General features: G+C 43.1%; 8 protein-coding genes. 1 reads left to right on the plus strand and 7 read right to left on the minus strand.

Annotation, left to right across the window (positions count from 1 at the left end; genetic code table 11):
• Positions 1 to 366 (plus strand): GatB/YqeY domain-containing protein (locus B4C48_RS00220; RefSeq protein WP_291352252.1); only part of this gene is annotated, 366 nt, incomplete at its 5' end.
• A 92-nt stretch (positions 367 to 458) separates the two neighbouring features.
• On the opposite strand, the gene B4C48_RS00225 is transcribed toward B4C48_RS00220, so the two are convergent.
• From B4C48_RS00225 to B4C48_RS00255, 7 genes are all read right to left on the minus strand, one after another.
• A complete protein-coding gene (locus B4C48_RS00225) occupies positions 459 to 821 on the minus strand; it encodes a hypothetical protein (protein ID WP_291352254.1) in 363 nt (120 codons plus the stop codon).
• Positions 822 to 897: 76 nt separating this feature from the next.
• Positions 898 to 1266 (minus strand): GFA family protein, encoded by a 369-nt coding sequence (locus B4C48_RS00230; protein WP_291352256.1) that lies wholly within the window; start codon positions 1264 to 1266, stop codon positions 898 to 900.
• A 46-nt stretch (positions 1267 to 1312) separates the two neighbouring features.
• Complete coding sequence (locus B4C48_RS00235; RefSeq protein WP_291352258.1) at positions 1313 to 2707, minus strand: M48 family metalloprotease; 1395 nt, start codon at positions 2705 to 2707, stop codon at positions 1313 to 1315.
• A gap of 131 nt (positions 2708 to 2838) precedes the next feature.
• Positions 2839 to 3807 carry a 2-hydroxyacid dehydrogenase gene (locus B4C48_RS00240; RefSeq protein WP_291352260.1) on the minus strand — a complete coding sequence of 323 codons (969 nt, stop codon included), beginning with the start codon at positions 3805 to 3807 and terminating at the stop codon, positions 2839 to 2841.
• Positions 3804 to 4469, minus strand: a complete 666-nt coding sequence (locus tag B4C48_RS00245) for a hypothetical protein (protein ID WP_291352262.1) — start codon at positions 4467 to 4469, stop codon at positions 3804 to 3806. Before B4C48_RS00245 ends, B4C48_RS00240 begins: the two co-directional genes overlap by 4 nt.
• Before the next feature lie 97 nt (positions 4470 to 4566).
• Positions 4567 to 6456: a M48 family metalloprotease gene (locus tag B4C48_RS00250; protein ID WP_291352264.1), complete on the minus strand. Its 1890-nt coding sequence runs from the start codon at positions 6454 to 6456 to the stop codon at positions 4567 to 4569.
• Between the two features lie 90 nt (positions 6457 to 6546).
• On the minus strand, positions 6547 to 7134 hold a 588-nt coding region (locus B4C48_RS00255), incomplete at its 5' end, for an amidophosphoribosyltransferase (RefSeq protein ID WP_414631487.1).

The raw sequence follows: 7134 nt of genomic DNA on the forward strand, positions 1-7134 counted from the left end.
CGTGGTCTACAGGCAGCAATTAAGCAAATCGAAGTCGATGAGCGCAAAGAACTTGACGACGCTCAGGTTCTTGCGGTCATTGAAAAGCAAATTAAACAACGTAAAGAATCGATCAAAGCCTTTGAAGGTGCTGGTCGAGATGATTTAGCTAGTAAAGAACAAGCCGAAGTTGAGGTACTCTCTCAATTTCTACCAGAAGCTATGACTGAGGAAGAGCTTGATTCTATTATTGCGCAGACGATTACTGCTCAAGAAGCTACTAGCATGAAAGATATGGGTAAGGTGATGAATTCTCTGCGTCCGCTCATAGCCGGGCGCGCCGATCCTGCACAAGTATCCGCTAAAATTAAAGCGAAACTTGGCTAATCCCCACTCCTACAATCATTCTTTATCGTTGAACTGCCTTTATGCAAAGACAGTTCAAATGTTTCCTCTCAATCCCTCATCAATATTTTCTGTTATTTCAGCTCACACTGAATATTATATTTTTTCAAAATTAGCATTTCTCTTGATGACATGACTTGATTGATCACATCTTGCCGGGTCATTTGTCTAAATTGACGGTCCAAAAACGCTCTATTCTGATCTGCCGCCTGATATAACCGATCTATATAACGACCCACAATTGCACAGTACTGTGTTTGCTGCTCTGGCGTAAAGCTGGTCTGTTGCGCATTTAAACTGCTGAAAAAGTTTCTGCTATCCCGCTTATACTGCTCTGAGATTTGATCCACTGCTGCGACATATTGCTCCACACCTGCTAAAGCTGTATTTAAACTCGCACACCCCAATACCGATAAGATCAATAATATTTTTTTCATAGACTGATTCTGTTCATTATTTAAAATTCACAACACACAAAGATTATCATAAGCCTCATCAGTTCAGCTGCAGAATTTATTCATCTATATGCAGAAAACCAGGTTTATGTTGAGTATAGGCTTGCTCGGAAGGTGCAGGTAAATGACCTTGGGTGACCGTCCCCAAACGCAAGCGAATAATGCCAGGTAAATCGACACGATATGAATAAACCGGACTGCCGCATTCCTGACAAAAAACCCGGGCTTTATTCGGGCTATGGAAATATTCTTTTAAAAATTTAAGTCCAGTGGTAATTTCAAATTTTGATTGCTGTAATAGACTGTTCCAGGCAAAGATTGAGCCTTGCGCCATTTGACAATCCTTACAGTAACAAATAATGGTTTTTTCAATTTCACCACCATAACGGTATTTTACCCTTCCACATAAGCATTGACCTTCTAGCATGGGTCACTCCTTGTTTTTATTATGACTGCGACATCATCATCTACGATTAAATTCTCAATTGTCGCTCTTTTTGCATTTCCTGAATTCGTGCTTTTAATTTTGCCGCTAACACTTCATTGTCTTTAATCAGACGCTGTGCATGTAACAAGGACTTAATCGCATTTTCTTCTGATCCTGTCCAGTATTCCACTTCTGCACGATAACGCAGTACATTCACCGTCCTGAACGGTGACTGCCGCTCTATATTGGCCACCTGCTGCATCAAGCGCCAAGCCTGTATATCGCGCGGGTTTTTATTGATAAAGCGTTGAATCAGGTTCTGTGCCTGCGCAGCATTTTGCTGTCGAATCAAAACTTCTGCATATTTAAGTGCTAAAGCCCGATTTTCCGGCATGATTCGCGCAGCAGACTGAATCGCCTTATACGCTTCATCTGTTTTATTTTGCCCCAGGTAAATATCGGTCTGAATTAAAATCAATAAATTGTTTAAGCGCTGCTGTGATTTCGCCTGATCCAAAACCTGCTGCGCTAAAACATAATCCCCCTGTTTGAGATAAAAGGCGGCCAGTGCCAACTGTCCGGCAAAATTTTTCCGATTGGCCAGAACCTGGAGTTGTTGTTCTGTGGTCTGGTTGGAAATGACGCGGCTATACCATTTCAGGATTTCAAAATCTTCATCATGCAAATTAGATTTTGCCCGAGGAAATTGATTCGCCCTTAAGCGAGCCTCACTCATACGCTCTGTGCTGAGTGGATGGGTAAGCCAGAAGTCGGGCAAGAAACTGACTTTACTGGTTGCCCGGTCCATGACCTCAAAAAAATCGGCCATACTTTGCGGATTGTAGCCTGCGCTATACATGTATTGCATCCCAATCCGGTCCGCTTCACGCTCTTGATTACGGCTATAGTTCAGCTGCTTATCCATTAATGCTGCCTGAGAACCCAACATGACTGCTGTTCCCGCATCGCCATCCGCTTGTGAGGCAATCAGCGCACCCACCAGTAAACCTGCCAAGGTGAGCAAGCCTTGCCCCTTAAATGCTTCTTGCGAACGACTGTAATGACGTTGTGATACATGAGCTACTTCGTGTGCCATTACCCCAGCCACTTCATCAATATTGCGGGCAGAAGTCACCATGCCCGTATTAATCGCAAATAGCCCACCTGGAACAGCAAAAGCATTGATTTGCGGATCATTGATAATCACCAGACCAATCGGTTGTCCCAGTTGGGTCTGGCTTAAGATATGCGAAAATATGTTCCCCAGCTGATCTTCTAACCATGGATTTTGCAGAACTGGCATTTGGTGCTGCACTTCACGAAAGACCTTTTCGCCAATCATTTTTTCTTTTTGTTGATCAATCAAACCGACGCCACTGCCGATTTCAGGAACATTAAATTGCGGAGATAAATTGACATTTGCACTGTGCGTTAATGTCATTGCTGAAATCAAAGTGATGTTGCAAGCCCATAAAAACCGTTTCAATGTGATCTACTCAAACTGCTTTTTTTCAATTTATCTGACTATAACATTGAAAATTGGAGCAATTTGCAATGAAGTGTTATCAAATTTTAAGAAAAGCCTGGATTCACCAGATAAGGCGGTGTACGTCCTTCCAGCGCATCAACCAGATTACGGTAAGCCAGCTCTGCCATTTTTTTACGTGTTTCTGCAGTTGCAGAGCCAACATGCGGCATGGTCACTACATTTTCCAGGCTAAACAGTTCGGACTCCTGCAAAGGCTCTTTTGCATAGACATCCAGTCCGGCGGCAAAAATTTTACCCGCTTTTATAGTTTCAATTAAAGCCTGTTCATCTACAACTGAACCACGGGCAATATTGACAAATACCGCATGCGGCTGCATTTGATCGAACTCGTGCTGCCCCATCAAGGCCTTGGATTCTGCATTTAAATCCACCGCGATGACTACAAAGTCTGACTGCTGCAACAACTCATCCAGACCACAATAACGGGCATTTAAAGGCTGCGCCAGCTCGAGCTTCTCACGACGGTTATGGTAAAGAATATTCATGTTGAAGCCATAAAAACCACGGCGTGCGATCGCAGCGCCAATATTGCCCAAGCCGACAATACCTAAGGTTTTACCGAATACATCCTGCCCGAATTGTGCTGTCCCGACAGTACGTTGCCAATTGCCCTGCTTGGTCCATTGATCCAGAGCTGGAACTTTACGTGCTGCACTCATCAGCAAGCTAAAAGCCAAGTCGGCAGTGGTTTCAGTTAATACATGCGGAGTATTGGATAACCAGATTTTTTGCTGGTTTAAATAGGCCAGATCGTAATTGTCATAACCCACGCTAACACTGGAAATAATTTTAAGTTGTTGTGCGGTCGCCAAATTACTTTCATTGAGTAGGCGCCCTGCACCAATCATTGCATCGGCATCTTTGACCTGTTCTCGTATCTGTTCATTCACATCACCCTGTTTCGGGTTAATGATGACGACATGATATTGTTGTTGTAAGCGCTGAAGGATATCCTGATCTAACTGGCTAAACACCACGACTTTCTTGTTCATGTTCCATCCGTGTGATGAGGCGATTTTTGCATAAACTGCCACAAGCGTTTTTTTAACAGGGGCTGATCCAGCATTTCCTGCAGACTCGCCAGATTGATGCTTTTTGAATGTTTAAAATAATCACATTGTCCGAGAAAAATAATATTTTTATCTGCACTCATGGCATCTAAAAAGCCTTGCACATAACTTTCTGCGCCATGTCCATCCTGAAAATTCATCAAAGGAAATGGCCACTGCAATTCATAATATTCAGCCGGCACCGCCTGTTGAATATTAGTCCAAAGCTGCTGCTGCTCAGCGGTGATTTCGGTTGCATCCACGACAATGACACAATGCGGCAAACTCAAGGCCTGCAATTGAAAAGCTGTAATTTGCAGTGCTGCACGCTCTGTAATCACTTCAGCGACAGGCTCAGCTTTTTCCACTTTTGCTGGAACGGAAACATCCAGCAATTCGGTATGTTTAGGCTCTGTCTTTTGGTCTGCTTTAAGCTCTAATGGTAATGTAGCTGGCGCTTTTGCCAATACAATTTCAGTCTGATATTCAGCTGCAGCCTGGTCGCGCCAGAGTGATGAAGAAGGCAATTTTTGACATACAGCATCCCGAGGAACCCAGATATCGATTCCTAAAGTTGCCAATATGTCACGCTGATGCCCAATCATCTTTTTTCATCACCAATTGAATACTTGGTATTCTAACGAGATTACTGATTTTTTGCTGTGCTTTTATTGAATCATCACCAATTTTATCGCAGCTTGTCTAGACAATCATCAAACTGTTTTTCTTCTGCATCAGCTCGACAATTTCATCGGTGTCAAAACCAAAACGCCAATACAGTAGTTGCAGGACATCAAGCTCATCCTGAGTAATAATGCGGTCATTCCACAAACATAACTCGGCAACACCCAAAATACTTAAACGGTCACGAAGCAGTAAACCAGCAATATCATTTAAGATTTCCGCCAAATCGATCGGCTCATCCGAAATCTCGGCATACATTTCCAGTTCTTTTACCGTCAGTACCCGGCGCAGAATTTTTTTACGTACATCGAGCTGGTTCTGGCTATTAATCTGCTGTACATGTAACAAGGCATCAATTAAGCGTACGATCTGCGGCTTTACATCTTCCAGTGAAGTCGGGGTATGCAGGGGCAACAGATTTAATTCGTATTTCACGCATTCCAGCAGTAATGCATCCAGCAGACCAATTTCCCCATCTTCCTGAATAATTCGCGCCAGTTTCATTAAAAACTGTCGTGCAATGGTCGCCGGCATCGTGCCAATATTTTTACAGGCTTCATAAAAGATCGAGATATGCACGCGACCATCCAGATGCAGCAATGAGTCGACGATGGCGCGACTGACTTCTGCCTCGGCCGGAATAAATTCACGGTACTGGCGAATCATTAAAATCGCCACCATCACCTCGCGTGAACCGGTTGCGGTCTGCAATGCCCGCTGGATCAGCTCAGGACGTTGCATATTGTCACGGATTTCCGGATTTAAAGGCTTGATCGCGTCGTTAATGGCAAAACTGATCGGTGATAACCGCAGCAATGGCAAAGGTTGTGGTGAGCTCCATGGCGTATAGACTTCACTGTTTAGTTCGTCAAGCGAACGAAACAAGCTAAATAAGGGCTGGTTACGTAATTTTTTTAAATTTTCAAGCTGCAAATCCTGCACCAAGCCAGGGTTCAGCTCATAAATACGCTGTTCGATGCTGGGATGAATATTCATCCAGTTTTGCGGACTTAAAGAGTTAGCAAAACACATATGGGCAATGGATTCAGCATATTCACTATGAATTTGTGAACCTGAATGATGTACATAAATTCTGAGCAAGGTTTGTACATTGGCATCATTTTGTATGAGACGTCTGGTTTTTTGGTCGTTTTTAAAGGTGCGATTACCTAGCGAAATATATTTAATTAAACGGGTAATCAAAACGCCCAGGCTTCCAATCAGCCAGATCACCCCACCCATGGCCACAAAAGAAGTGGCAAATTTATGCGTATGTGCCTGACCATGCTTGGTAAAGCCCAGTTTGGCAATTTTACTGCCCCACTGACTAAAGGTGGTCAGGCTACTATAGAGAATTTTTAAGCGAGTATTTTCAGCGGTTTCACCAGACAGGATTTTATTAAACTCATGACTGAGCAAGCCATAAAGTTCCAATTCATCCAGATTTTGCAACGCGCCCCAGGTCAAAATAATCACAATATCTCGTGGATAAAACCCGGCAGTTAACGCATTCACGCCCACTTCATCAGGAAGTACATAGACCGCTGGCACATCGATTAAAAAAGTATTGGCCAGTTGTTCGGTAATTTTAAGGGCAATACTTTCTTCAGGAATGCTTTCAATCAGACTTAAACGACGTGCACCCAGCTGTTTTGCCAGCGAATGTCCACCTGAACGAAAGACATAGAACTCATACAGCACCGAAATAGTCATCACACTGAGTAATAGCATAATGAGATAAGGGCTGAGTACATGCCAGAAAATGGATTGAGTATGGTCAAAATAAAAAACATTCAACCCGACAATGGTATTTAAAATAAAGAGCGTGAGCAGCACCGCAAGCAGGCAAACACTTGCGGACCAGACCATATTTTTATTTTTTATAAAAGAATAACTCACGTGCTTCAATGTAAAGTTCCTGTATTACATTGTATTTATTCATCTATCATAAATTAAAAAAGCGGGAAATTCCCGCTTTTCATACCAAGCAAGAATAATTTATTCTTCTTTCACACCGGTCAGGTCTACTGATGCCGCATCGATATTGACATCAATATAGCCGCCTTGGGCTTTCTTGGCAGAATCGTTACGCTTGTGCTCAAGTTCATCAAGGTAAGCTTCATTAATACCGCCAGCCACATACACACCATCAAACACCGAACAATCAAATTCGCGTAATGCCGGTACTTTGCTGGTACGAACTGCACCTTTTAAATCTTCCAGATCCTGGAAAATTAAACGGTCAGCACCAATAATTTCACGAATTTCCTCAACGCTACGGTTCGATGCAATCAATTCTGCTTTTGCAGGCATATCAATACCGTACACGTTTGGATATTTCACCATCGGTGCAGCTGAGGCAAAGAATACTTTTTTCGCGCCAGCATCACGTGCCATCTGAATAATTTCATTACAGGTGGTGCCGCGTACAATTGAATCGTCTACCAGTAGAACGTTTTTGTCTTTAAACTCAAGCTCTACCGGGTTGAGTTTTTGACGTACTGATTTCTCGCGTTGCTTCTGGCCCGGCATAATAAAGGTACGTCCGATATAACGGTTTTTCACAAAACCTTCACGGAATTTAAC

The sequence above is a fragment of the Acinetobacter sp. UBA3106 genome, assembly GCA_002365595.1.
GTDB lineage: Bacteria > Pseudomonadota > Gammaproteobacteria > Pseudomonadales > Moraxellaceae > Acinetobacter.

Bases quoted from the DNA above. Each gene is read 5' to 3' on its own strand.
- B4C48_RS00240 (WP_291352260.1), bottom strand. From the start codon at position 3,807: ATGAACAAGAAAGTCGTGGTGTTTAGCCAGTTAGATCAGGATATCCTT.
- B4C48_RS00230 (WP_291352256.1), bottom strand. From the start codon at position 1,266: ATGCTAGAAGGTCAATGCTTATGTGGAAGGGTAAAATACCGTTATGGT.
- B4C48_RS00225 (WP_291352254.1), bottom strand. From the start codon at position 821: ATGAAAAAAATATTATTGATCTTATCGGTATTGGGGTGTGCGAGTTTA.
- B4C48_RS00245 (WP_291352262.1), bottom strand. From the start codon at position 4,469: ATGATTGGGCATCAGCGTGACATATTGGCAACTTTAGGAATCGATATC.
- B4C48_RS00235 (WP_291352258.1), bottom strand. From the start codon at position 2,707: ATGACATTAACGCACAGTGCAAATGTCAATTTATCTCCGCAATTTAAT.